Raw genomic sequence first — 23,852 nt, 5'->3', positions numbered from 1 at the left:
TCTGGTAGTTTTTAATACGGTGTTTTTTTAGGGTATGAGTGATAATCAAAAAAATTCTCGAAAAATGGGACATCATTTTGGATATCGCAATTATTGGCAGTGGAATGGCAGGACTTGCAGCAGCAAGAATCCTGAAAGATGCAGGACATACAATCACGATATTTGAAGCACTTCCTGGCCGGGGAATGGACAGTCATAGCATTGAGTTCGATGGTGGGATTATTGATGCACCATTGCGTGTTATGAACCCGCATCTATGGAAAAATACACTTAGCCTTGCTGCACACTTAGGTATTAAAACTTTTCCAGTACGTACCTACATGTCTTGTAGCTGGTTATTCGAAGATCGTACGGAAACATGGTTAACCACATCTCGTAGTCGTATTGGTAATTTCCCAATTATCAATAACCGTAAAGGCATTCAGCAATATGGCTGGCGTCTTGTTAAAGGAATGTTGCAATTAAAAACTGCGATTCACCAGTTTTTCAAATCTAAAAATCAAGATATTACTCTCGCTGAATTTATTAATCAGAACGATATTGAAGAAGTATTCTGGCATGGTGTAGTAATGCCGGTGCTTTATACCATTTGTACATGTAACCCAAAAACAATTGGTGACTGGCCTGCGAAAAACCTTCTTGAGTTTTTGCGTCATTTAACTGATGGCGACATGTTGTTGCGTATGAAAGGTGGTACACCTGCATTTGTAGACAGCTTAATTAAAGGCATTGATATCCATAGCGGTTCGGCAATTAAAAAAGTTGAGCTACAAGGTGAAAAGGTTCTGGTCGAAAATGAGAAAGGTGACCAAGGTACATTTGACCGCGTTATTGTGGCGACACCAACTTCAAAACTTGAAGAGTTCTTAAATCCTGAACAGTTTGCAGAAGATATGAATCTGCTTAAACAGTTCCGTTTCGAACAAGGTGATTTGGTTATTCATACAGACGCAACAGTGATGCCGCCACGCCGTAAAGACTGGTCAGTGCTCAGCTATATGATGGACCGTAAGTTTACTCGTCAGCAGTTTACGGTTTGGATGAACGCGGTAGAGCCATCGCTTGTGGGTAAAAATCCTGTATTCCAGACTTGGCGTCCAGTGACTGATATTGACCCTAAAAAAATCATTTCAAAAGTGACCTTAACGCGTGCAGTTGTAGACTCACAAACCATTGCCTTAAACAAAGAGCTACAGCAACGTCACTTAGAACCAAATCGTAAAGTATTCTACTGTGGTTCATGGTCATGTGATGGTTTGCCAATTTTAGAATCAGCCGTGACTTCAGCAATGCATATTGCTGAAATCTTAGGTGCACCTTTACCATTTGTAGGATTAAAGCCTAAGGTTGAAGTTGCCCCAGAACTCGGTTACTAAAATTGTGAAAACAAAAGTTCGAGCAGCTCTTTCTCGCCTCGTTCCCCATAAATATGCAATTGATGCATCAAGTTTGGGGGATAGTGAAGAGCTTGCTTGGACAAATTTGGGTTTTTGGAAAAATACCCAAACCTACCGTGAAGCTTGTCGCCAACTAGCCGACCATTTGGCTCAAGCTGTCAATTTAAATTCAAAAGATCATTTACTTGATTTAGGCTGTGGGCAGGGCGCAAGTTTGTTGCACTGGTTACAGTACTATCACCCCAAAAGCCTCAGTGCAGTCGAACTACAGGCCTCGTGTGTTAATAAAATTCAAAAACTTATTCCTGAAATAAGCCAGATTTTCTGTGGTTCATTTTTAAATTTAAAACAATTTGAATTTAAACAACCTTTCGATGTGGTGCTCTGTATTGATGCGGCTTATCACAGTCATTTAAATTCATTTCTTGATTCGGTTACGCCAGTTTTAAATTCAAAAGGACGATTAGGTTTTCATTACTTGATGCGTGCCGACTCATGTCAGAACATGACAGCCTTTCAAGAACAAAAGCACCGTTATTTACTTAAGGCAGCCGATGTCACTTGGGATGCTGTGCCAACCGAAGACATACTGAAAACTACCTTGGAACAACAAGGTTTTACAGATATTAAAATCGAAGACTTGTCAGAACAGGTATTATTAGGTTTTTCACAATATATTCGAAATCAACAAGGACAAAGCCATAGTCGAGGGTTGGCAAAGTTTAAAATTCAAATGACTGCAAAGTTGTGCCAACAACTCTATCAATATGGATATGTCCGTTATATTCAAATAACAGCAATAAAAAAATAGGATGTGCCATGTCAGTTAAATATCAAGGATCATGTTTATGTGGAGCTGTAAGCTATCAAAGCGATGCAGAGCCACGTTATAGTTTTAATTGCCATTGTCGAGATTGCCAAAAAGCCACAGGTTCGGCCTATGCGCCCATCGCTTTTTTTCACCAATCTGAATTGAAAATAACTGGCGAACTTAAATATTTTGAGACCGTCGGTTCTTCTGGCCGTCCTATTAAAAGAGCTTTTTGCCCGACTTGCGGTTCTCAGCTTTTTGGCTTACCTGAACTTGTTCCTGAAATGATTTCAATACGTGCAGGTACTTTGGATGACCCAAGTCTCTATCATCCTAAAGCGGAGGTTTTTGTGAGTCAGGCCTATGCTTGGGACATGTTGAACCCAAACCTTAAACACTTTGAAAAAATGATAGAGAAGAGCAAGAAATAAGGCTTAATTAAAGAAGCCAAATATTGCCAAAGCACAGATTAAAGTAAAACTGCCAAGAGCTAAAAATAATATGGTTTTTCTAAATTTTAGCTGAGGCATTTTACTTATAATGATAATAAGGCATGCAAGTATGATCACTAAAGGTTGAAAAACATTTGATGGTAGAGTAAACATCTTGTTCCTTGTTGTTTTTAAATTTATTTTAGAAATAAAGTAATAAACTCATTATATTGTTTTCTTATTTAATTGACGAACAGAAATTCTTTATAAATTCATATTTTTTATTTCATAATGGGCAAATCAAGTTTTAAATTTAAAAGAACCATGTACGCTTTTTCCTACATCCATTCAGGAAATTGACGTCTTTCTATGGCCTCACGAATTGCCTATGATGAACTCATCAGGAACAGGAAGTTCCAAAACGTAAAACAACAATAATAAGTTTAAGCACCAGGACGTGAGGTATTACAGGATGTATACCTAGTAACGAAATACGAAAAAAGCCCAACAGGAAGTTGGGCTTTTTTCATTTCTTATTAATGAATCTCTTTTTCGTCTAAGGCAACACACCTAAAAGCTATATTTCAAAACCTACAGACAACAAAAAACCCCATAAATCAAATATTCATGAGGTTTAATGATGGTGCCGGCACACGGATTCGAACTGTGGACCTACTGATTACAAGTCAGTTGCTCTACCAACTGAGCTATGCCGGCGATGTGGAGTGAATTTTACAGTTTCTTAAAAAAAATACAAGCCAAAAAATGAGCATTTGGATTTTTTCTATCAATTTTTAAGCGCTTATGCGTTTGAGCGTTAAAAATGGCCTAAGGCTTCAACATATAAATAAAAGAATCAACATGTTCACCACTATTTAAAGTGACGCGAACAGGTACTCTTTCGTACTCTTCGCCTTCAAAGTCATCCAGTAATTTCCAGTTTGCATCTAGATGTTCCGAGCTAAAAACAAAACCTTGCACTTGGTTAGCACTATCATCGAGTACAATTCCCGGATAGCCTAAATCTGCTCCCCAACCTTCATGACGTAGGGTTCCGTTTACCCAGCCTTCCGACCATTGTCCGCCAATATTTTCAAGTATATGGGCATTAGGGCGACCAGGGCCTAAAGTGCCATAAACAAATAAACTCGACATGTAATTTTCCTTTAAATTACTCATTAATGTGCTTTTGCGTGTGCGGTATAAACCACTAAAAATATTCCCAATAATGACAATACAACCGCCAAAGTGACAATCGCACTCCAGCCACCGTGTAACCAGAACCAACCACCTGCCGAACCGACAATACTTGAACCCATATAGTAAAAAAGTAAATACAGAGAACTCGCATGGGCTTTGGCTTGTTTACTTTCAGCACCCACTGAACTACTGGTGAGTGAGTGGGTAATAAAGAAACCCGTGGTAATAAAGGCAATCCCAATAATAATGCCAAAAAGCGAGCTGAGCAGGGTCATGAGACTACCCACAATCATGAGCGCGAAACCACTCATCATCATGGTTTTTTTACCAAAGCGATCGGCTAAGCTACCTGCCAACGATGAAGACACCATACCGAAGCTATACGACAAGAAAATAAGGCTAATTTGTGTTTGGCTCAGTGAATAAGGCGCGCCGCTTAAACGGAAAGTCGCGTAGTTAAATAAGGTCACAAACACACTGGTGAGCAAGAAGCCAATCGCAAAAAGGCGTAATAATTTAGTATTGCTTAAATGAGCACGCCACATTTGCATGTGAAAGCCTAAATTTAGTCCTTTTTTCTGCACAAAATTACGCGAAGCAGGCAGAAAGTTTAAAAAGGCAATTGAGCAAATAAAACAGATTGCGCCAAGCAAGCCTAAAGCGGTGCGCCATGAAAAATATTCAACCAAAATACCCATGCCGACACGGCCCATCATGCCACCAAAGGCTGTCCCTGCAATATACAACCCCATAGTTTTACCGAGGTGCTCAGGTGCAATTTCTTCGGCAATCCAAGCCATTGTCACTGCGGGTACACCACCAAGCAATAAACCTTCTAACGCACGTGCCATCAGTAAACTGTGCCAGTTCGGTGTAAACATCGAGACAATATTTAAAATTGCTGCACACAGCATGGACGTAAAGATCACACCGCGACGGCCAATCGCTTGTGAAAAGGCACTCGATAGCACAATCGAAATGGCTAAAAAGGCTGTCGTTAATGACAGTGCCAAAGAACTACTTGCAGGGCTAATCTGGAAACTTTGGCTAAATGCAGGTAACAGTGGCTGTACACAATAAATGAGGGAGAAGCTGGCAAAACCTACGAGGAATAAAGCAAATCCTGCGTGTTTATAGGCTTTAGTCCCTTTGTGAATCCACTCGCGGGAAAGAACGGACGTTGCCTCAGTGTTTAAGGTACTGGGTGTAGATGAAGAGTTCATATCATGACCATGACAGAAAGAAAGAGCAGTGCTTTGGGCATGCTGCATCGAGAAAATTCGATAAATTAAAATTAGCAATTTAGAGGGTATTTTTCTAATATATTTAACAATAGGTCATGATATGTTTTATATATAGCGATGGAACTCAGACATATACGCTACTTTTTAGCAGTAGCAGAAGAAAAAAACTTTACCAAAGCTGCGCAGCGTTTAAACATGAGTCAGCCGCCTTTAAGTATGCAAATACGCGACTTAGAAGAAGAACTCGGTGCAGATTTATTTATTCGGTCACCACATGGAGTGGAGCTGACCGAAGCTGGGCTTGCCTTTTTAAATGCGATACAGCCAGTACAGCAGCGTGTAGAAGATGCAGCCAACCTTGTTAAACAAGTGGCAAATGGAGAAGTAGGTCAACTACGATTAGGGTTTACAGGTACTTCAATGCTGAACCCTCTCATTCCTAAATGTGTTCGCTATTTTCAGCAGCAATATCCGAAAGTAGATTTAAAGCTTGAAGAAGCCAATACCTTATTGCTCATCGACCTATTGCTTGAAGACCGATTAGATGTAGCAATTATTCGCTCACCCCGCAACATTCCAGATAGCCTCATTCTTCAAGAATTATTAGCAGAACCACTCATTGCGGCTTTACCTTCCGAGTCTTTGAGTCTCGATGATTCATCACAAGAAATTGATTTAACCGTACTGCGTGAGCTTGATTTTATTGTCTCGCCACCGTCAGTAAGTGCAGGGCTTTTTGATGCGATTAAACAGGCCTGCCATGAGCGCGGCTTTGAACCAAAAATTGGACAAAACGCCCCGCAAATTGTGTCAATTTTATCGTTGGTGTCTGCAAACTTAGGGGTGTCTTTGGTTCCCGAGTCGACCAAACAATTGCAAATACAGGGTGTGGCTTATCGCTCTTTGAAAGCACCTATCCCTACGGTGGGTTTAGGGCTTGCCTATAAGAAACATGCCCCTTCACAAATGGCGATTAACTTTGCCAGTGTGGTGCAAGTGGCTTGCCACCACGCCAACGAAATTGATGAAATTGGCTAGTTTGATTTCGGTGCTTTATTCATTAAAAAGATGCCTGAAATAATGAAGATTGCGCCATATAAAAAGGATAAAGTCGGCTGTTCATGAATGAAAACCCAAGCCATGAGCGCTGCAAAAATAGGTTCGGAAAGCTCGGTCACTTGCACCTTTGCGGCACTCATATAAGACAACGCTTTGGTGGTGCAGAAAAAGCCGAGTATGGTTGGTAGAACAGCTAAACCAATCAAACCTAAAACAATGTCACTATTAAAATTGATGCTGTGTAAATTTATTAAAAACGGAACTGCAAGATAAACACTACCAAATAGCAATAAATACTTAGTTAGAAACAGCCCGCCGTTTAATTTGAACTTTTTCACTAAAACTGAAAATAGGCCATAACCCGTACCGGCAATTGAGGCATTAATCAGCATTAAAAGGCTATTTTCACCTTTCCACGAAATAATGCTAATCCCAGCAACTGCCAATAATGTTCCAATAAGCGAATGAATGTAGATGCTTTCTTTTAAAATGAACCGACCAAAAAATAGGGCAGAAATAGCAGCTGAAGCCATGAGTACCACCACAACATTGGCCGCAGCGCCGTGGTTATAGGCAATAGTCTCAAAAAAGAATAGCGAGAAAATTCCTAAAAAAGCGCATATAGCAATTTGAGTAAAAACGCTGAGCTTACTTGGAGTGCTGCTAATGTACGCAATCTTTTGGCTGACAGGTACTTTAAATAAAAAAACACTTAAAAAGAAAAAGGCGATAATGGTTTTTAAAAAGGCAATGTCTTGTGGGTTTAAACCACTGTGCATGAGTAATTTACTAATTACACCAATCGATGCATTTAAAGCCGCTGCACACAGTGCAAATAGGGTTCCAATAATTAAATTATTCACTCTTATAATTCTTCCTAAATTTTACGCATGCAGTCTACAGGATTTTTTGGATGAATATTCAATTAAAATAACCAGTTAAGGTTGAATATTTTCGACGGTTTCTTCTGTATGGATTTAACCAGTTTTATAAAAAAACTAAACACTTCTCATAGACTTTTGTTTCAAATAATTGTGATTTATAGCGCTAACTCATATTATATAATTAGTTAATTATTAAAGAATTTTAAAAATGATTAAATCGATTATGACAGGTTGCGCGGTTCTTACACTTTCGGCTTTAACGGTAACTCATGCTGAGTTTTCTTATGAACAAGAATTACAACAAGGCTGTAATAAAGTGAAGCAATACGCAAGCTTAGGTAAGAAAAACTACGACCAAAAACAATATAAAAAAGCGCTCGAAAACTTTCATAACCAAGCCTCTTGGACTGCTTTTTGTAAAGCCAATGAAGATGAAACCACAGTAAAATTTACCGACCGTGATATTGAAGTTGCCAACAATAACGTAGGCTTGGCCTATGCCAAATTGGGTCAGCCACTTTGGGCAAGAGCATGGTTTATGCTCGATGAAAAATCAAAATCTAGCCAGTTTAACCTTCAGCAATTGCCTGCACCTAAAACCTCAAATGACCTGTCGGGTGAGTATGTACGTTACTCAGGTTTTGGTGAGTGGGATCACATTACGGTAAGTCGTAAGCAGGGCCAATATGCCATTGGCTATTCGGGTGTCTATATGGGCATAAGAAGTTTAATTTATGGCCCAAATATGGGTGAGTTTGACACCAAAATGCCGACCAATGCCAAACAAACTATTTATAAAGATCAGGACTGTCGCATTCAACTCGACTTTAAAACCAACGCGAAATTAGGCAATTATATTCAGGTCAAACAAAGCGAAGGTGAGTCGGGTTGTGGCTTTGGACATAACGTTTATGCCGATGGCACTTATTTAAAAGTTGAGTCGGGAAAATAATCTTAAAAATTATAGGAACTAAATAATGAAAAATATATTTGCACGTTTACTACTTCTTTCGACGGTTATTTTGTCTGCACAGGTGTATGCAGAGGTGGCAAATAGCTCATGTAAAGAAGTGAAATTCCAAAAAGCCGATCAGGCGTGGAGTGGGCACTATTATTTACATGGCGTGATGGAAGTCGGTTCGGAACTTTTACTTCAACCAGATGGCAAGTTTAAATGGATGCTTGCAGTGGGTGCGTTAGACCAATATGCCGAAGGTACGTGGTGGAAAAACGGTGACTGTATTGGTTTAAAACCAGAGGCTAAATTTAAAAAGGATTTAAGTATTTTCCCTGAGAGCCTAACGATTTCGGATAAATCCTTAGATGCAGTCTGGCAGGGTGGGCGCCAGCAAGGCACATATAGCAAAGACTAAACTAAAAAAGTCCGACACTAAGTCGGACTTTTTTTATGACTTATATATTAGTGGTTCACTGCAGCAAGTTGCTGAGCGTTATAGCGTGCGCCCATATTTGGGTATCTCGCAATAATGGCTTCAATTTCTGCTAAATCTGCCGCTGTTAAATGAAGGTCTACAGCGCCAGCATTTTCCACAAGACGTTCGATTTTACGCGTACCCGGAATTGGAATAATGTCGTCACCTTGCGCCAAAATCCAAGCCAAAGCCAGTTGAGCCGCTGTCGCATTTTTGCTTTGGGCAAACTCGCTAAATGCTTGCGCCAAGCTTTGGTTATTTTTCCAGTTATCGCCTTGGTAGCGTGGTAACTGGCGACGGAAATCGTTTTCGTCTAGGCTGCCCACATCAAGTGTATTGGTGATTAAACCACGCGAAAGTGGTGAATACGGTACAAGGCTAATGCCTAACTCACGAATGGTTTGCAAATGGGTTTGCTCGAACTCACGAGTAAGTAGCGAGTATTCATGTTGAACCGCTGCAATCGGATGAATTGCATGTGCTTTACGAATGGTTTCAGCCGACGCTTCACTGAGTCCTAAATAACGAACTTTACCTTGTTTGACCAAGTCCGCCATTGCGCCAATGGTATCTTCAACTGGAACATTTGGGTCTATGCGGTGCGCATAATACAAATCAATCACGTCTGTATTTAAGCGTCTTAAACTGTTTTCGACCGCAACTTTAATCCACTCTGGAGAACCGTCGATATAAGACTCTAAAGAGTTTTGCGGGTTAAGGTTGTCTTCTTTATAGCGAAAGCCAAATTTGGTTGCCAAAAATACTTTGTCGCGGTGTTTTTCTAAAACTTTTGAGAGCAAAACTTCATTTGCGCCGTTGCCGTACATGTCGGCGGTGTCCCAAAAGTTAATGCCGAGGTCTAATGCTTTTTCTAGAGTGGCAATGCTTTGTGTGTCGTCTGAGGCACCATAGGCAAAGCTCATTCCCATGCAACCTAAACCAAGTGCTGATACTTTTTCGCCTGTTTGTCCTAAAGTTCTATATTTCATTTTTCACACTCTTTTTGCAAAATCACTTGAGTAGAAAAACTATAAAATGCTTTGGCTCAAACTGACGTATAACATTCAAACCAATAATTATAAAATTCAAACAATCTGATTTTAGGCTACACAGTCTTCGCGGAACTTTTTAGGCGAAAAGCCGGTATTTTTCTTAAAGAAGTTGGTGAAATACGCTGAATATTCAAAGCCTAAGCTATAGGCAATTTCGGAAATATTCCAACTGGTGTGTTGTAGCAGCGCTTTGGCTTCTTGCGTAATGCGCGAGCTAATATGCTCAGACGTAGTTTTACCTGTGGCTTCTTTTACAGCGCGGTTTAAATGGTTTACATGTACCGACAAGCCATAGGCATAGTCATTTGCCGTTTTTAGTTTAAGCTGAAAATGTGGCGAGTCGATGGGGAACTGGCGTTCTAATAGCTCAAAGAACAAATGGCAAATCCGAACCGCAGCATTACTATGTTTTTCAAACTGCTGAGTCGGTTGCATTTTCATGGCTTCATGCACAATCAGGGGCAAATAATTTCTTAAAACGTTGTATTTATGAATATAGTCTGAATTTATTTCATTCATCATCTTTTTGAAAATAAATGAAATTTCTTCAACTTGTTGATCATTTAAAAAATACAGCGGGTCGCCGTCGACTTTAAACAGTGGTGAGTCTTTTAAAAAGCTTTGTCTCGATTCTTGGTTTACAAACTCTTCGGTAAATAGACAAAACCAGCCTGCCTGTTCAGGTGAATTAATTTCCCATGCATAGGGCACCATCGGGTTGGAAAACAGTAAAGCAGGGCGGTCGACTCGTATCCAGCGGTTGGCGTAGTGAAGTTCACCTGTGCCTAAAACCAGTGAAATTTTATAATAATCGCGGCGGCTATAAGGCGTGAGAAACGAGCAGGCATCACGTTGGAACACGTTAAAATGTCCAAACGAAGTTGATGGAACCGAGTAATCGCTATCTCTGGTTAAAGAAAAGCGGCGATAAAAATCATGTATGGTTTCCATGTTTTTGCCTGCATGCGTTATCAATTTATTTAAAGTTATAAAATTCAAACTTTATTTACTGTAGCTTTTATTTATAGCGGGATCAATCTGATCATTTAAACAGGTGGAAAATGAATGATAAATTAATAATGAAAGGATGAACCAATAGAAATAAAAATATTTTATAAATTAATAATATATAAGCATTGACACTTAAAAACTTGATAACTATTCTTTGTTTGCAAACGATTTTGCGGTAGAACGAAAAGGGGGACACTTTCGAGTGTGCTGGTGCTGTACCCAGTCTGCTAACCCCTTATCGATCTGCCACCATGCTATGATAGAGCGATAAGAGGACACCTTCGGGTGTGCTGGTTCTGTGTGTCCAGTCTGCTAACCTTTTATCGTTCTTTCACCACTCTACGATAGAACGATAAGGGAACACCTTCAGGTGTGCTGATTTTTGGGTAAATCAGTCTGCTAATCCCTTTTCGCTCTGTCATCATTTTTATTATTATCATGACATCGTTAAATTTAAGTTGAAGGTCTTTTTAGCTTAAATATCTAATTGAATAAACAACAATAATTATTTAACCAATTTCTATTCAACCTTACATTGACACTTAAAAACACGCGGATTATCCTTTGCCTGCTGGCCACATTGCCAGTCGGTTTTAGCAGACCGTTTACAAAAGGCGCACAACAATGCTGTTTTGGTTTTTGTGCGTTCTCTTAAGTCACGCCTTTATGGTGAGGCTAGGAGGGACACCTTCGGGTGTGCTGGTTTCCTTTTGTACCAGTCTGCTAACCCTTCTAGTCTTGCCACCATTATTTAGCAGTAATTGGTAAGACTCTTCTAAATCAAAAGGAGTCCGCCGCTATGCGTACTATTTCATCTCTCTCGTTGGCAACATTCGCCAAAATCTTTAAATCTACATCCCACTGGTCTTTAAAACGGTTTAACCGACTCTAGGTTTTAAGCCATAGGTCATTACGACTAAAAAAACATAGCAACAATAAAACCCGAGATAGGCAAGCACACCATTTTTGTGCGGCTTCTGCATGCCTGTTTTTTAGCGCTCAATTTAAGAGTGACGGCATTTCTATCTCTTTTATTTACAACAAAAAATTATTTTAAGCGATATACATGAAAAATTTAGAAGCTTCATTTAGAGCATTGCGAGTGCTCCACACGGCAAAAGATTTATTTAACCAATATGGGTTTCACAAAGTCGGGGTAGACCGAATTATTGCCGAATCCCAAATCAACAAAGGCACCTTTTACAACTACTTTCGCTCCAAAGAACGACTCATTCAGATGAGTTTAACTTTTCAAATAGATGCTTTAAAAGAAGAGGTATTTTCCACGATCTATTCGTACAGCGAACTGATGGTATTCGATAAACTCAAGAAAATTTTCTTTTTACATGCTGACTCAGAAGGGTTTTATCGTTTGCCCTTTAAAGCAATTTTTGAAATAGAAAAGCATTATCCGTCGGCTTATAAAGTGGTGGTTGATTATCGAAACTGGCTTATTCAGGAAATTCATAAACTGCTTTTAACTGTAAACCCTGCCGCTACAGTTGAAGATGCGCATATGTTTTTATTTGTGGTCGATGGCGCGATGGTGCAGCTTTTAGGATCAAATCAAACTGATGAAAGGGAATATCTGATTGATTATTTTCTAAGTCGGGTTTGATGGGGAGGGAGGCTTAAACCAATAAGGTTTGAGCCTTTAAAAGCCTTTTAATATAATAAAAATATAAAATATTTAAAAAGTCTATTCTGGGGTAAATTTTAATTTATTTCAATATATTAAATATTTTCTTGAATGAAAGATTGATAGACATCTTCATATACATAATTCTGAGATCTTTCAGAAATATTTTTTAGCAAAGTTATTAAAGCATGCATATTGGTAATTGGATTAAATGAGTTTACTTTAGATTGTTGATTGCACAGTCGAATTGAGTTGTATATAGCCCGTTCATAGTCAGGAACCAAACTTTCAATTACATTTTTATTAGTTTCTGTATAATCTGGTGCATAAGTACTTTGAAAATAATCTTTGATTACTTCACCAATAGATTTTTTTCCTTGCGAATTAAATGGACGAGTAGTGCATTCAAAATGTAAAAGAAACCAGATTTCTATACATGGAAAAGAATAAATAGGAATAATTCTTGTGAAATTAGAATTCATTCTTGCTAGATAATCTAAATGAGTACGATTTTTTACTGTATCTAAATCAAAAATACAAAAAATATAATTTAACTCATTATCAGTTTCATTGCTTTTTAAAGCTTCACTTTCTGCTTCACCTAATATTCCATTGCAATCAGTACTAATACTTTTCCTCGATTTAACAGTATTTAAACTAAGAATACGAATTAGTTCTTTAAAATATATATCTTCTGAGTATCCCTCCGTTAAAATCAGAATATTAGGAATTAGAGTACGATTACCAACATTACGTATTTTTCGGTTTGTTTTCTGAAGATTACGTCTTTCTCGATTCGCAGCTATTCTTTTCTTAGCTATATCATCACTGCCCATACTAAATTCTCAACTTATCCGAAGAAAGGAGTGGCCCCATATCTTCCTGATAAGTATCTTAACTCCCAGTTTTCTCTATCATTTCTTGGATTGAATTCTAGCAGAGAATATAGAGAAGAAACTTGTGATTTATCTTTTTCAACAAAATAAATTTGATCTTTTCTTAAGCATTCTTGATTAATAAGATGTGTATCATGTGTTACACAAATTAATTGATTAAATGTAGTATAATTAAATTCCTTTAAAAAATTCTTTACTAAAAGCGGATGTAAAGCTGAACTTAGTTCATCAACATAAAATGTTTTCTCAAATTTTTTATAATTATTTAGTAGCAAAGAGGAAAGCGCGAAAAGTTTACGAGTACCTTGGGATTCTAATTCTAAATCAAAAGGTTCTAGCTCATTATCGGAGTTTCTATGATAAGTTTTAATATCATAATAATAACGATTTTTTAAATCTTCTAAGATTTTTTCCTGAACTTCAGGCGTAAAATTATTATTTTTGATAATTTGTTCAGCGAGGGATCCTTTGTCGACATTAATATCAACAATATCAATATCCTGATTCTCTAAGAATTTAAGAAACCTTTTTTTAAAGTTCTCATCTGAATGAATACTTTTAGCTGTGTCTTCTAAAGAAAATTGTTCAGAGAGGGTGTTTGAAAACCAGTCATAAATAGGTTTTAAAAATTGACTATTTTCCTGAACCATCTTAGAAAGAAAAAGGACATTAGGTAAAGTTTTTAATGCTGTATCTTCATAAATTCTTTTAGGTTTTAGATCTGTTCCAATACTATATTCATACTCACCTAAATTATTTAAATCTCTGCTGAAAATATTTTTTTTATATTTTTTTGGGTAGTAATTAAGATGTTCATGGAATACCTGAGATTTATCTAGTACTAAACTATAATTATATCTAATCTCATTGCAAAAGAAGTTAATATCAAAACTAGTAGCAGAATTTTTTAATTCTTTATCTAAAAGGAAAGGAATGAGATCGAATTTTTCATCAGGCTTATTTTCAGCTGAATTAAGAATTAACTGTTTGAGGAAATGAATAGCAGATAGAAAGTTTGACTTACCAGAAGCATTCGCTCCGTAGATAACAATAGTTTTTAGTAGTTTTAGATCTTTCTCTGGCGTATCTAACAAATGCTCTGGATGAATATCATACGGAGGCTCTGCAACGAAACTTAAAGTTTGTTGCTCTTTGAAAGATAGAAAATTTTCAATAGAGAAGTCAATAATCATGCTGAAACCTTATTATTTTGGATAATTTATCCATAAAGTTATTATTCTTTATATCATAAGATATATCAAATGAATTTTACTACCGTCTTTATTTTTTTATACTTTTTTTTATAGTTTGTTTAGAATTAGTAGATAATTTTTCTATACTATCATAAGCCTCCAATTATCAATTAATATTTAAAATAATTTAAATATATGTTTTATTTAGAATTTTTTGTGTAACAATCATTTGCTCCATAACGACCCTTTAGTATAGATAAAGTGTTTGCAGGTAATTCGAATTTTCAGTTCATAACTTCCTAATAAATTTTATATATTTGAGTTTGCTTAATAGTATTTTCTCTCAAAAAAACTATGAAAAGCTCTGTTCAAATAACTCTATCTTTTAGCTTTCCATCAAAACCAACTCTTTAATCTTAACGGCCTTCTCGAAGTGATCTAGCTTATGCTCCATAATCCACCAATGCGCTGCTTCCATCAGTAACTCAGGATTATCATTCTTATTTTTAAAAAAAGCGTAAAAAGATAGACCGACATTGTCTCCTTTCTTTTCAATTTTATCGTCGCATCCCTTAATAAAAATTTCTCTTAATTCATTTCTCATATTGAGTAACACTTCAAGTCTATAAAACTAAGACGGCTTATTTTGCTCGCCCCATTGGCACATCATATCTAACAAAGGAATTAAAGACTGTCCTCTTTCCGAAAGCCGATATTCAACTTTTGGCGGAATTTGAGGATATTCCTTGCGAGTAATCAGTCTATCTCTTTCCAACTCTTTAAGCGTATTGCTGAGTGTTCTAAACGAAATATTGCCAATGCAGCGTTGCATCTCATTAAAACGCATGACATTTTTTTCATACAGCCAATACATAATAATCATTTTATATTTGCCATTAATCAAAGAAAGGGTATAGCCAAAACCCGTATCTTCTAATGGTGTATATGAAGGAATGCACTCAGTCATTTTTAAAATCTACACTATCTTTTAGTATAGTATATAACATAAATTACCGTACTTATATTTAGGAAAGCACACTTCTATAATCGATTTATCAACTTTCCGATAAGAGTGTTTTCATAATGAAAAAGACATTAGTCATTGTTACTCATCCTCACATAGACCAATCTGTTGTAAATAAAAGATGGGTAGAAGAACTAGAAAAACACCCAGACCAATTTACGGTTCACCAAATTTATCAAGCCTACCCAGATGGCGTAATTGACGTTGCCAAAGAACAAGCGCTTGTAGAAGAACACGAAAATTTAGTTTTTCAATTTCCAGTGTATTGGTTTAACTGCCCACCGCTTTTGAAACAATGGCTTGATGAAGTTTTAACATATGGATGGGCTTACGGTTCAACAGGTGACAAAGTTAAAAATAAGAAGTTTATGCTGGCTGTATCTGCGGGTGGCCAAGAACATATTTATTCAGAGCAGGGTGAATATAAACTTACGTTGGATCAAGTTTTTAGTTCTTTTCAGCTCACTGCCTTATATGTTGGGGCGGACTATCAACCACTTCATGCATTTTATGGTTTAGACACTAACCCTTCAGAAGATGACGACGTTCCGACTCAACAAGACATAGCGGATAATGCGGTTCAGTATGTTCAGAAGTTATTAGCGTTGTCTGAGTAAGTAGAAAAAGTTAAGCGATAAAAAAGCCTAAATCAGAATAATTTAGGCTTTTAAAAATTTAGTCTGGGGATAAATTATTTTTGAATTGAACTACAGTGATAGTAGTTCGGAGTTCAAATATAGAAGTATATATTCTATTTTTATATCTAAAGTGTTTTAAACGCCTAAATATATAATTTATATCTGAGTTAAGAAAAGAAAGGAATTTTATCATTCAGCAATGCCCATACAGCTCCACTCAAAGTCATGATTATGATAACAGTGGAACGCATATTGAAGTACGACATGGACTCGTAAATATTATACCACCAACCTGTTCTATTCGAATTTGCGACTGAATATGCAAATTGTCTAAATGATCCTAACAGTGCTAGAAAAGTGGAAATACAAATAAATAGGGCTGATATAAAGTTTTCCACAACAACCTTTCTGCCTATATCTGTAAGTTTCTTCCAAAAATCCATAAATGAAGGAGCTTGATGTGCAAATTGAATAATTTCATTGGGAGCATGATTTCTTGCTAGGAGAGCTAAACCGTAAAGACTTATTGCTAGGAATGTGCTAGCAAACACTCTAAAAATGTCAGTTCTTGTTACACTTGTTGTTAAGACTAGAATGAAAAAAGCACCTATTGAAAATAAGAATGAAGAGAGAATAACTATATTTAAATAATGATAAATTTGATTGATGTGGCTAAAAAAAAACCAAGTTAGTCCAGCCATACCTGTAATGGCTCCAATAATTACGCCTGAGGAATCCGTATCCTTACTCACTTTATTGTTTACTGTATTGTTGGTTATATTATTTTGAGTATTATTATCTCCAAACTGATTGTTACCGTTCTTTACATCAAACTTTTCAAATTTACTCATAAATTATTCCTATATTTAAGTTATGAAGATTTATTTCATCATTTATTTTATGATCAAGTTGCAAAACTTGATATTATTAAATAATAAAATATAAAAAAATATTTTATCAGAATTTATTTAAGAAAACCTACATAATAAGTATCAGAGTATAGATACATGATACTTAGAATAAGGAGAGGGAATTTAAATACTAAACTTTTCAAAAAATATAAAGTTTAGACCTGTTAGCTTTTCTATATATTACTAATTTTAGTTCTAGAAAGTTAAAAAATTATATATAAAGTACTGTATATTATGGATTTTAATATATAAGAGAGCTGAAACTATTAGTTTTAAGCTTTAAATTTGAATTCTGACAGAGAGATAGAAATCTCTATCCCTCATTAAACATCTTAGTTTGTCAAAGCTGTCATGGCATCAACCAAGCTTGTAATTCCTGTATAAATATCCTTTAAATGGGCTTGGTCATCTATATAGGCAGGCGTAGTAACAAATAAGTTTTGTTGATCCACCACACAGTCTGAGGTTTGGCAAACATGGTGAATTGAACCCGTTTTTTCAATTTCCTTAGCAATATTAACGTCAGAGCCTAAAGTAATAGTTGGGTGTAACTCTCCAAATATAAGCGCCAATAGAGCAGGGGATATGCATATTGCCCCAATCGGTTTCTTACTCTGATGAAATGCTTTTAAAATTGTAGCTACCGTACCATGTACACGTGCCTCTGCGCCTTTAAAGGCAAAAGTTGATAAGTTTTTTGCGACGCCAAAGCCACCCGGCAAAATCAGCCCATCAAATTCATTTTCATCAAGCTTATGCAGTAGTGAAATTTCACCTCGGGCAATTCTTGCCGCTTCTTGTAAAACATTTCTTCGCTCAGTCAGGTTTATTTCACCGCTTAAATGGTCGATGACATGAAACAAAGGTTCGTCGGGTGCAAAAATTTGATATTCAATATTTGCTGTATCTAAAGCTAACAGGGTTAAAACTGATTCTCTAATTTCAGAACCATCTAAATAACCACAACCCGATAAAATCACTGCTACTTTTTTCATTTGCTTTTTCAAGAACCTTTTTTAAGTGTGCAAAAGATCTTAAGTTTTCTTCTAAAAATTTTTTATACGCAGATTTGCCATAAATTCGCCCTAATTGAGCATTTTGGTTTTACGTAGTTCACGTGGGGTAATCCCAAACAAATTTTTAAATTGTTCAGTAAATCGAGATTGAGATTGATAGCCACACTCAAAAGCAATATTTCCAATGCTGTCATTGGTGGTCTGCAGTAAGTGTAATCCGTGTCCCAGTCTTACTCTATTTCGAATGTCTTGAATGCTATTTCCTTCATTTTTCAGTTTTCTTCTTAGTGTCGATGAGCTCATAAAAAGTTGAGCAGCGATAAATTCAGCGGTGAGTTCTGTAGATAAATGATCAGAAATAAAAGCCTGCACTTTTTCGCTCAAGCTTGTATTCATGTTGAGTTTAGCAATGTCGGTATAGCCCGAATAATAAATAAGCTCTAAAAGCTCCTTTTTTCTAAATTTAAACGCAGACGAAGGGGCAACTAAAGAGAAGTCTATAAACTGACGTAGGGCACTTTCTAAAAGAGGATTTAGCTGGCCTTGAACATAGTTCTGAGAAGTACCAGTGTTTTGAGTTAGATCATTAAAATCTTCAAAATCAAACTCGATAAGAAGGGCGAAATATTCCTCTTGATCTGGAATATTTCGCATGTCAATGCTGGAGCTGTTGGCTAAAAAAATAAAAGTACCAGCATCACACTTAATATTTTCAATTTTTCCAAGTTCTTTATATCCGCTCAAAACAATAATCAGCAATGGCTTAGAAATCGGAACGTTTGTGATTTTTTGCTCTTGGTAAACTGAATAGACCGCAAAAGGCAGGTTTAAGTGACTATGCTCGAGCAGGCTTTTTTTAGCTAAAGAAATAAGATTCTGCATTGAATTTAAATATTTACTTAAATTTAGGCGTTGTGATGGATATAAAATTATCAATATTTTTTTGGCTATTTTTAATATTTGAGCCAATAAAAAAGCCTAAACCAATTAAGTTTAAGCTTCTTTAAATTTGAATTCTGGCGGTGAGAGAGGGATTCGAACCCTCGATACGCGCAAACGTATACACACTTTCCAGGCGTGCTCCTTCAGCCACTCGGACACCTCACCAAGGCGTGCGATAGTAACTAAAAAATTAGGTTCTGCCAAGATTTAAGACGAGCATTACAGAAAAAAAATAATAGAGGTGATAAGATTGCGCTAAAAATCATATTGGTTTAATTACACAATGCAAAATACGGCCAAAAAAGCGACCTTGCCTGCCACGGCTTTGGCAGCTCTTGGGGTGGTCTTTGGAGACATCGGAACAAGTCCGCTCTATGCCTTGAAAGAGTCCTTCCACGCTGCCCATGGTTTGGGAATTCAGCCTGAAAACGTATTAGGAATTTTATCCATTATTTTTTGGTGCTTAATGCTGATTATCAGCATCAAGTATGTCGCCATTGTCATGCGTGCAGATAACAATGGGGAAGGCGGTATCATGGCCTTACTTGCATTGAATTTGCGTAAAGCAAAAATTGCCGACAACAAAAAAATCTACATGATTGCGATTGGTTTTATTGGGGCATCACTGTTCTTTGGTGACGGTATTATTCCCCCAGCCATTTCGGTATTGTCTGCGGTCGAAGGGTTGTCTATTGCAACCAACGTTTTTGATCCGTTCATTATGCCTATTGCAATTGCCATTATTGTGACGCTGTTTTTAGTTCAAAAACATGGTACGGCCTTTGTAGGTAAGTTCTTTGGTCCAATTACGCTTGTGTGGTTTATCTCTTTAGGTGCATTAGGCCTTCATAGCGTCATTCAAACACCGATTGTACTCGGCATGTTTAGTCCACATTGGGCAATTCAGTTTATCTACCATCATCCAGTCATGACGTTTTTTGTGATGGGTGCTGTGGTGTTAACAGTGACAGGTGGTGAAGCACTCTATGCCGACATGGGGCATTTTGGACCTGTTCCGATTCGTCTTGCGTGGTTCTTTGTGGTGTTGCCATGCTTGGTTTTAAACTATGCAGGACAAGGCGCATTGTTACTTCGTGACCCTGCAGCAATTGAAAACCCGTTCTATTTACTGGTGCCACAGTGGGCACTTTACCCAATGATTATTATGGCGACCATGGCAACAGTGATTGCCTCTCAAGCTGTAATTTCTGGGGTATTCTCTCTTGCTCGCCAAGCGATTCAATTGGGTTATTTACCGCGTTTAAGTATTAAACATACTTCTGAGTCTGAAGAAGGTCAGATCTATGTGCCGTTCTTAAACTGGTTACTTTTAATCGCAATTATTATCTTAATTCTGATTTTCAAAACCAGCTCAAACTTGGCAAGTGCTTATGGTTTAGCAGTGACCTTAACCATGCTGTGTGACACGATTTTGGTTTCCATCTTTATCTACTCAGCGTGGAAATGGAGCTGGCCAAAAGTGGTGTTACTGATTATTCCATTCTTTATTTTAGAGTCGGTTTTAGTCGCAGCAACTTCACTTAAAGTGTTGTCAGGTGGTTGGGTGCCATTACTCATTGGTGGTATTGCAGTCACCATCTTGATGACATGGAAACGTGGCCGTGAGCTTACTTTTGCTAAGCTTGAACACGATACTTTGTCGCTCGATTTGTTTGTAAAAAGTATTGGTAATAGCGTGCACTGGGTACCGGGTGATGCCGTGTTTATGACAGGTACGCCAAACGTTGTACCGCATGCCATGCTACATAACATTAAGCACAACAAAGTGCTGCATCAGCGTAATATCTTGGTCACTGTGGTGATTGAAGATGTACCTTTTGTTGCACCAGAAGAGCGTATTACAACAGAAGATTTAGCTGAACATTTCTACCGTATTAAAATTTTCTACGGCTTTAAAGATGAAATGAATGTACCAAAAGCGCTTATGCAAGCTTATGAGCAGTTAGGTCTTGAATATGACTTAATGCATATCAGCTTCTTTATTTCTCGCGATCGTATTGTTCACTCGGTGGGTGATGGTATGTCGCCGTGGAGAGAAAAACTATTTATTTCGATGCAGCGTAATACCAGTCCGGTGAGTGACTTCTATCAAATTCCAACCAACCGTGTGGTGGAGTTAGGTAGTCAAATCGAAATATAGAAATTTGATGTAATAAAAAACCAAGACATAAGTCTTGGTTTTTTTATGGCTCTGATTATTGAGCTTGTGGCATAGGTGCATCTGCTGGCAATGCACCATCTTTTGCCATTGGGTCTGCTGACTGGTTAGGGTTAGCCGGTGGTGGCGGTGTATTTGGGTCTTGTGGTGCCGGAGCAGCCATTTCAGCGCCCGCAGGAGGTGCTGGTGGTGCATCTGCAGGAGGAGCCGGCGGTACATCGGCTGGAATAGGAGCACCTGTAGGAGCAGCACCTGTTGGGGCAGCAGAAACAGGTTGTACTTGACCACTTTTAACTAAATCACTAATAGAGCCAGGTTGGCCATTGACGGTTGTAGTCACTTTTACTTTAGATAAACTTTCTAAAGTCTCACCGGGTTGGACCGCAGGTTCAGCTAAGGCTGCCATACTGCACAGTCCAGCAATTACGCCAATACCAATAATCTTTGAATGGATCATTAAATGGACTCCGTTTATATTTTTATCCAAATTTGTGGAGCTAACCATGTCATAAGCGATTGGTCGTTTTCAATGAAAGATACGCAAATAACCCAATTCAATAGTGAAAGTTCCTCACAAGGCCAACAAACTGTTACCGAACAAGAAAGAGAGTTACAAAAAAGATGACCATGTTTTAACCATTTGAAAGTTAAGCGATATACTTAAAAAAGCAGGATTGTTAAGCTGCATATGGACAGTGGTATTGATAGAAACATGGCAAGTAAAAAACGTAGTACAGGTACAAATTCATTCTCTCTAAGTCAGCATTTTGGCAAGATTATTCTTGCTTGTGTTGCTGCTGGAAGTTTTGCAATTGCTTTTGGAAGTGAAAAGATTTCACAGTGGTTTTCGCCCTTAAGTACCAACTCGACTTGTCTCAATCAGTTTTATCGCGAAATTCCTCCTGCTTTAAATAAAGAAAGTTTAAAAAAAGACAGTTATCCGCTGTGCTTTAATGGCTTCAATGTTTTGTACTCGGGGATGTCTAAAACGCCGTTATGGTCAGCTGAATATCTTAGTCCTGAACGTTTAAGCACTAAAATTAAACGCGAAGATAATTTCCACGAAGAAACACGTGTGCCTGAGCGCCACCGTTCACTTTTAAGCGATTATCGTGGCTCAGGCTATGACCGTGGACATATGTCACCAAATGGCGATATGCCGACCAAGGACTCGCAGTTCGATAGTTTTTCGCTGAGTAACATGGTTCCACAGGCACCGAAAAATAATCAGGAAGTTTGGCGTAAGCTTGAAGATGCCACTCGTGCAGTGGTTACCAAGCAAAAGCAAGATGCATATGTTGTGACAGGACCAATCTTTGAAGGTCAACGACTCAAAACGATTGGACGTGGTGTTATTGTTCCAAGCGCAGTGTATAAGGCTGTTTACTATCCTAAAACAGGCGCAATTGGCGCTTACTATGCACCAAATAACAACTCGCAACAGGTTAAGGTTGTGAGTGTTTGTTATTTAGAGGAAAAGTTAGGAATTAACCTATTTCCTCAGTTAACTGAACAACAAAAACGTAATGTTTATCGCCTGCCTTTAACATCTAGTCAAGTTAAGCCAAACCAGAAGTTAGACTATTTACACTGGGATGGAGAAAGCCAGTGTGAACAAGACTTAAGTGCAGATCAGATCCACGCATTACAAGACCAGTTTAAAAAGCAGAAAAGCACGTCTTCTGAGCCTATGGAATCTAAAGTTCCAAGTATTGATGAAGAAACTAGAAAAGCCATTGTGAAACAGCTAGTAGAAGCTTTGGTGAACTATTTCTTGCAAATCATCAAATAAATCGTTTGCAGGCATTGTTGTACAGTTCTTATTCAATACAATAAGATGAATATACAGATCTGTCTACTCATCTATTTATTCAAATAAGGACAATAACAATGTTTGCCTCGATGTTTCTTTTTTCTTTTGCGATGTCGATTACCCCAGGTCCCGTCAATACCGTTATTTTATCAACCAGCTTAAATCATGGTTTAAAAAGATCACTTCCCTATATTTCAGGTGCCACGATTGGTTTTACCTTGCTTTTAATATTTATGGCGTTTGGGCTGCAAAGTGTATTAACCCAATTTCCTGTTGTCTTAAAAATTCTTGCCATTTGTGGAACGCTATTTGTTTGTTATATCGGAATAAAAATTATTCTTTCTGCAGCAAATATTTCTATTTCTAGTGTTTCACTAGAACAGATGATCATTCCCAATTTTAAAGATGGCTTCTTGTTACAGTGGCTGAACCCTAAAGCATGGTTGGCTTGTGTGTCGGGCATTACCATGTTTACTAGCATTGAACATCCAAAGGCTTTGCCGATTTTTATCGTGATTTATTTTTTCACCTGCTATATATGTTTGTTCTTTTGGGGATTCTGTGGTGATAAATTTTCAGTGGTGCTAAACCAAGGCAACCGTTTGAAATATTTTAATATCTTAATGGGTGCTTTTTTAATTTTATCGGCACTTTTAATTTTGATTGATTTTTTATAGATTGGTCGTATTACACTATCAACATATAACAACGAGACAACACTTATGTTTAAGCCATTTGAAAAGGGTACAGAGTCTTCTTCAATTGAAGATTTAACATTAGAAAATGATGTCGATTGCGTGAGCATTTATGGCAATTTGCAAATTACCAAAGACAAAGTTGGGTTAGAGCAGGCAAAGGCACTACAGAGCTTTTTAAACGATGTGGTTGCTGCTTTGGAAAAAGAAGAATTGCCTGAGAAAATTGAACGTCCAGCTGAACAAGAAGTAAATAATCCGTTTTTATAATTTATACATTTTATGTGTGATGTTTAGCATAGTCATGTTGCCATACAGTCTTTAGTATCACGTTAGGTCTTAGTGAGTTTGTATAGACATTTCTTACTTTTGAAAGACCAAAAG

The 23,852-nt window shown here is 37.4% G+C and carries 25 protein-coding genes and 2 tRNA genes; 12 read left to right on the top strand and 15 right to left on the bottom strand.

The features are described 5' to 3' along the window. Positions 1–77 precede the first annotated feature (77 nt). Genes J678_RS08470 through J678_RS08460 form a run of 3 tightly spaced genes read left to right on the top strand, consistent with a single transcriptional unit; the run spans position 78 to position 2,639 of the window. A complete protein-coding gene (locus J678_RS08470) occupies positions 78–1,376 on the top strand; it encodes an NAD(P)/FAD-dependent oxidoreductase (protein ID WP_002052191.1) in 1,299 nt (432 codons plus the stop codon). Between the two features lie 4 nt (positions 1,377–1,380). Beyond that, the gene (locus J678_RS08465; RefSeq protein ID WP_031955625.1) at positions 1,381–2,208 is read left to right on the top strand and encodes an SAM-dependent methyltransferase; all 828 of its coding nucleotides are present in this window, start codon (positions 1,381–1,383) and stop codon (positions 2,206–2,208) included. A gap of 8 nt (positions 2,209–2,216) precedes the next feature. After that, positions 2,217–2,639, top strand: coding sequence for a GFA family protein (locus J678_RS08460; RefSeq protein ID WP_031955626.1), 423 nt, complete (start codon positions 2,217–2,219; stop codon positions 2,637–2,639). Positions 2,640–3,280: 641 nt separating this feature from the next. Here the strand turns inward: J678_RS08460 and J678_RS08455 are convergent. The 3 genes from J678_RS08455 to sxtP form a co-directional block, all read right to left on the bottom strand. Continuing rightward, positions 3,281–3,356: transfer RNA gene (locus tag J678_RS08455), tRNA-Thr, on the bottom strand. 111 nt (positions 3,357–3,467) lie between these two features. Next, entirely contained in the window at positions 3,468–3,794 is a 327-nt protein-coding gene (locus tag J678_RS08450; protein WP_004711548.1) for a gamma-glutamylcyclotransferase family protein, read from the bottom strand. 23 nt (positions 3,795–3,817) lie between these two features. Further along, positions 3,818–5,062, bottom strand: coding sequence for a multidrug efflux MFS transporter SxtP (gene sxtP, locus J678_RS08445; protein WP_031955628.1), 1,245 nt, complete (start codon positions 5,060–5,062; stop codon positions 3,818–3,820). A gap of 138 nt (positions 5,063–5,200) precedes the next feature. Here sxtP and sxtR point away from each other — a divergent pair, with 138 nt between their 5' ends. Next, positions 5,201–6,121, top strand: a complete 921-nt coding sequence (gene sxtR / locus J678_RS08440) for a multidrug efflux pump transcriptional activator SxtR (RefSeq protein ID WP_031955629.1) — start codon at positions 5,201–5,203, stop codon at positions 6,119–6,121. Here sxtR and J678_RS08435 read toward each other — a convergent pair. Continuing rightward, positions 6,118–7,005, bottom strand: coding sequence for a DMT family transporter (locus J678_RS08435; protein WP_031955631.1), 888 nt, complete (start codon positions 7,003–7,005; stop codon positions 6,118–6,120). The two genes, sxtR and J678_RS08435, sit on opposite strands and share 4 nt — an antisense overlap. Before the next feature lie 229 nt (positions 7,006–7,234). Here J678_RS08435 and J678_RS08430 point away from each other — a divergent pair, with 229 nt between their 5' ends. Continuing rightward, positions 7,235–7,978: a hypothetical protein gene (locus J678_RS08430; RefSeq protein ID WP_031955632.1), complete on the top strand. Its 744-nt coding sequence runs from the start codon at positions 7,235–7,237 to the stop codon at positions 7,976–7,978. Between the two features lie 25 nt (positions 7,979–8,003). Next, positions 8,004–8,399, top strand: a complete 396-nt coding sequence (locus J678_RS08425) for a hypothetical protein (RefSeq protein WP_031955634.1) — start codon at positions 8,004–8,006, stop codon at positions 8,397–8,399. A gap of 47 nt (positions 8,400–8,446) precedes the next feature. On the opposite strand, the gene J678_RS08420 is transcribed toward J678_RS08425, so the two are convergent. Both J678_RS08420 and J678_RS08415 read right to left on the bottom strand, forming a co-directional pair. Beyond that, positions 8,447–9,448: an aldo/keto reductase gene (locus tag J678_RS08420; RefSeq protein WP_006580866.1), complete on the bottom strand. Its 1,002-nt coding sequence runs from the start codon at positions 9,446–9,448 to the stop codon at positions 8,447–8,449. Positions 9,449–9,559: 111 nt separating this feature from the next. Next, on the bottom strand, positions 9,560–10,462 hold the full coding sequence (locus J678_RS08415) for a helix-turn-helix domain-containing protein (protein ID WP_032027252.1): 903 nt from the start codon (positions 10,460–10,462) through the stop codon (positions 9,560–9,562). A gap of 1,126 nt (positions 10,463–11,588) precedes the next feature. Here J678_RS08415 and J678_RS08410 point away from each other — a divergent pair. Continuing rightward, positions 11,589–12,140 carry a TetR/AcrR family transcriptional regulator gene (locus J678_RS08410; protein WP_032027250.1) on the top strand — a complete coding sequence of 184 codons (552 nt, stop codon included), beginning with the start codon at positions 11,589–11,591 and terminating at the stop codon, positions 12,138–12,140. A gap of 116 nt (positions 12,141–12,256) precedes the next feature. Here the strand turns inward: J678_RS08410 and J678_RS08405 are convergent, their stop codons facing one another. The 4 genes from J678_RS08405 to J678_RS08390 form a co-directional block, all read right to left on the bottom strand. Next, positions 12,257–12,997 (bottom strand): RloB family protein, encoded by a 741-nt coding sequence (locus tag J678_RS08405; protein WP_031955635.1) that lies wholly within the window; start codon positions 12,995–12,997, stop codon positions 12,257–12,259. A 14-nt stretch (positions 12,998–13,011) separates the two neighbouring features. Then, positions 13,012–14,250, bottom strand: coding sequence for an AAA family ATPase (locus J678_RS08400; RefSeq protein ID WP_031955636.1), 1,239 nt, complete (start codon positions 14,248–14,250; stop codon positions 13,012–13,014). A 385-nt stretch (positions 14,251–14,635) separates the two neighbouring features. Then, complete coding sequence (locus J678_RS08395) at positions 14,636–14,854, bottom strand: DUF6500 family protein (RefSeq protein ID WP_031955638.1); 219 nt, start codon at positions 14,852–14,854, stop codon at positions 14,636–14,638. Between the two features lie 27 nt (positions 14,855–14,881). Continuing rightward, on the bottom strand, positions 14,882–15,217 hold the full coding sequence (locus J678_RS08390) for a winged helix-turn-helix transcriptional regulator (RefSeq protein WP_031955639.1): 336 nt from the start codon (positions 15,215–15,217) through the stop codon (positions 14,882–14,884). A 116-nt stretch (positions 15,218–15,333) separates the two neighbouring features. Between J678_RS08390 and J678_RS08385 the strand changes: the two genes are divergently transcribed. Then, complete coding sequence (locus tag J678_RS08385; RefSeq protein ID WP_031955641.1) at positions 15,334–15,891, top strand: NAD(P)H-dependent oxidoreductase; 558 nt, start codon at positions 15,334–15,336, stop codon at positions 15,889–15,891. Positions 15,892–16,079: 188 nt separating this feature from the next. Here the strand turns inward: J678_RS08385 and J678_RS08380 are convergent, their stop codons facing one another. The 4 genes from J678_RS08380 to J678_RS08365 form a co-directional block, all read right to left on the bottom strand. Further along, entirely contained in the window at positions 16,080–16,763 is a 684-nt protein-coding gene (locus tag J678_RS08380) for a hypothetical protein (RefSeq protein WP_031955643.1), read from the bottom strand. Between the two features lie 392 nt (positions 16,764–17,155). Beyond that, complete coding sequence (elbB, locus tag J678_RS08375) at positions 17,156–17,818, bottom strand: isoprenoid biosynthesis glyoxalase ElbB (protein WP_031955645.1); 663 nt, start codon at positions 17,816–17,818, stop codon at positions 17,156–17,158. Positions 17,819–17,908: 90 nt separating this feature from the next. Continuing rightward, positions 17,909–18,721 (bottom strand): helix-turn-helix transcriptional regulator, encoded by an 813-nt coding sequence (locus J678_RS08370; protein ID WP_031955646.1) that lies wholly within the window; start codon positions 18,719–18,721, stop codon positions 17,909–17,911. Between the two features lie 135 nt (positions 18,722–18,856). Further along, positions 18,857–18,946, bottom strand: a tRNA-Ser gene (locus J678_RS08365). 118 nt (positions 18,947–19,064) lie between these two features. On the opposite strand from J678_RS08365, the gene J678_RS08360 reads away from it, so the two are divergent. Continuing rightward, positions 19,065–20,942 carry a potassium transporter Kup gene (locus J678_RS08360; protein WP_032027249.1) on the top strand — a complete coding sequence of 626 codons (1,878 nt, stop codon included), beginning with the start codon at positions 19,065–19,067 and terminating at the stop codon, positions 20,940–20,942. Positions 20,943–20,997: 55 nt separating this feature from the next. Here the strand turns inward: J678_RS08360 and J678_RS08355 are convergent, their stop codons facing one another. Beyond that, positions 20,998–21,417, bottom strand: coding sequence for a hypothetical protein (locus J678_RS08355; RefSeq protein WP_031955648.1), 420 nt, complete (start codon positions 21,415–21,417; stop codon positions 20,998–21,000). Positions 21,418–21,672: 255 nt separating this feature from the next. On the opposite strand from J678_RS08355, the gene J678_RS08350 reads away from it, so the two are divergent. From J678_RS08350 to J678_RS08340, 3 genes are all read left to right on the top strand, one after another. Beyond that, positions 21,673–22,752 (top strand): DNA/RNA non-specific endonuclease, encoded by a 1,080-nt coding sequence (locus J678_RS08350; protein WP_023188101.1) that lies wholly within the window; start codon positions 21,673–21,675, stop codon positions 22,750–22,752. A 98-nt stretch (positions 22,753–22,850) separates the two neighbouring features. Beyond that, positions 22,851–23,450 (top strand): LysE family translocator, encoded by a 600-nt coding sequence (locus tag J678_RS08345; RefSeq protein WP_006581030.1) that lies wholly within the window; start codon positions 22,851–22,853, stop codon positions 23,448–23,450. Positions 23,451–23,495: 45 nt separating this feature from the next. Continuing rightward, on the top strand, positions 23,496–23,738 hold the full coding sequence (locus J678_RS08340) for a hypothetical protein (protein ID WP_000476056.1): 243 nt from the start codon (positions 23,496–23,498) through the stop codon (positions 23,736–23,738). Positions 23,739–23,852: the final 114 nt, after the last annotated feature.

The sequence above is a fragment of the Acinetobacter sp. 1424608 genome (genome assembly GCF_000588255.1).
Taxonomy (GTDB): domain Bacteria; phylum Pseudomonadota; class Gammaproteobacteria; order Pseudomonadales; family Moraxellaceae; genus Acinetobacter; species Acinetobacter nosocomialis.
This window is presented reverse-complemented; position numbering and strand designations above follow the sequence as displayed.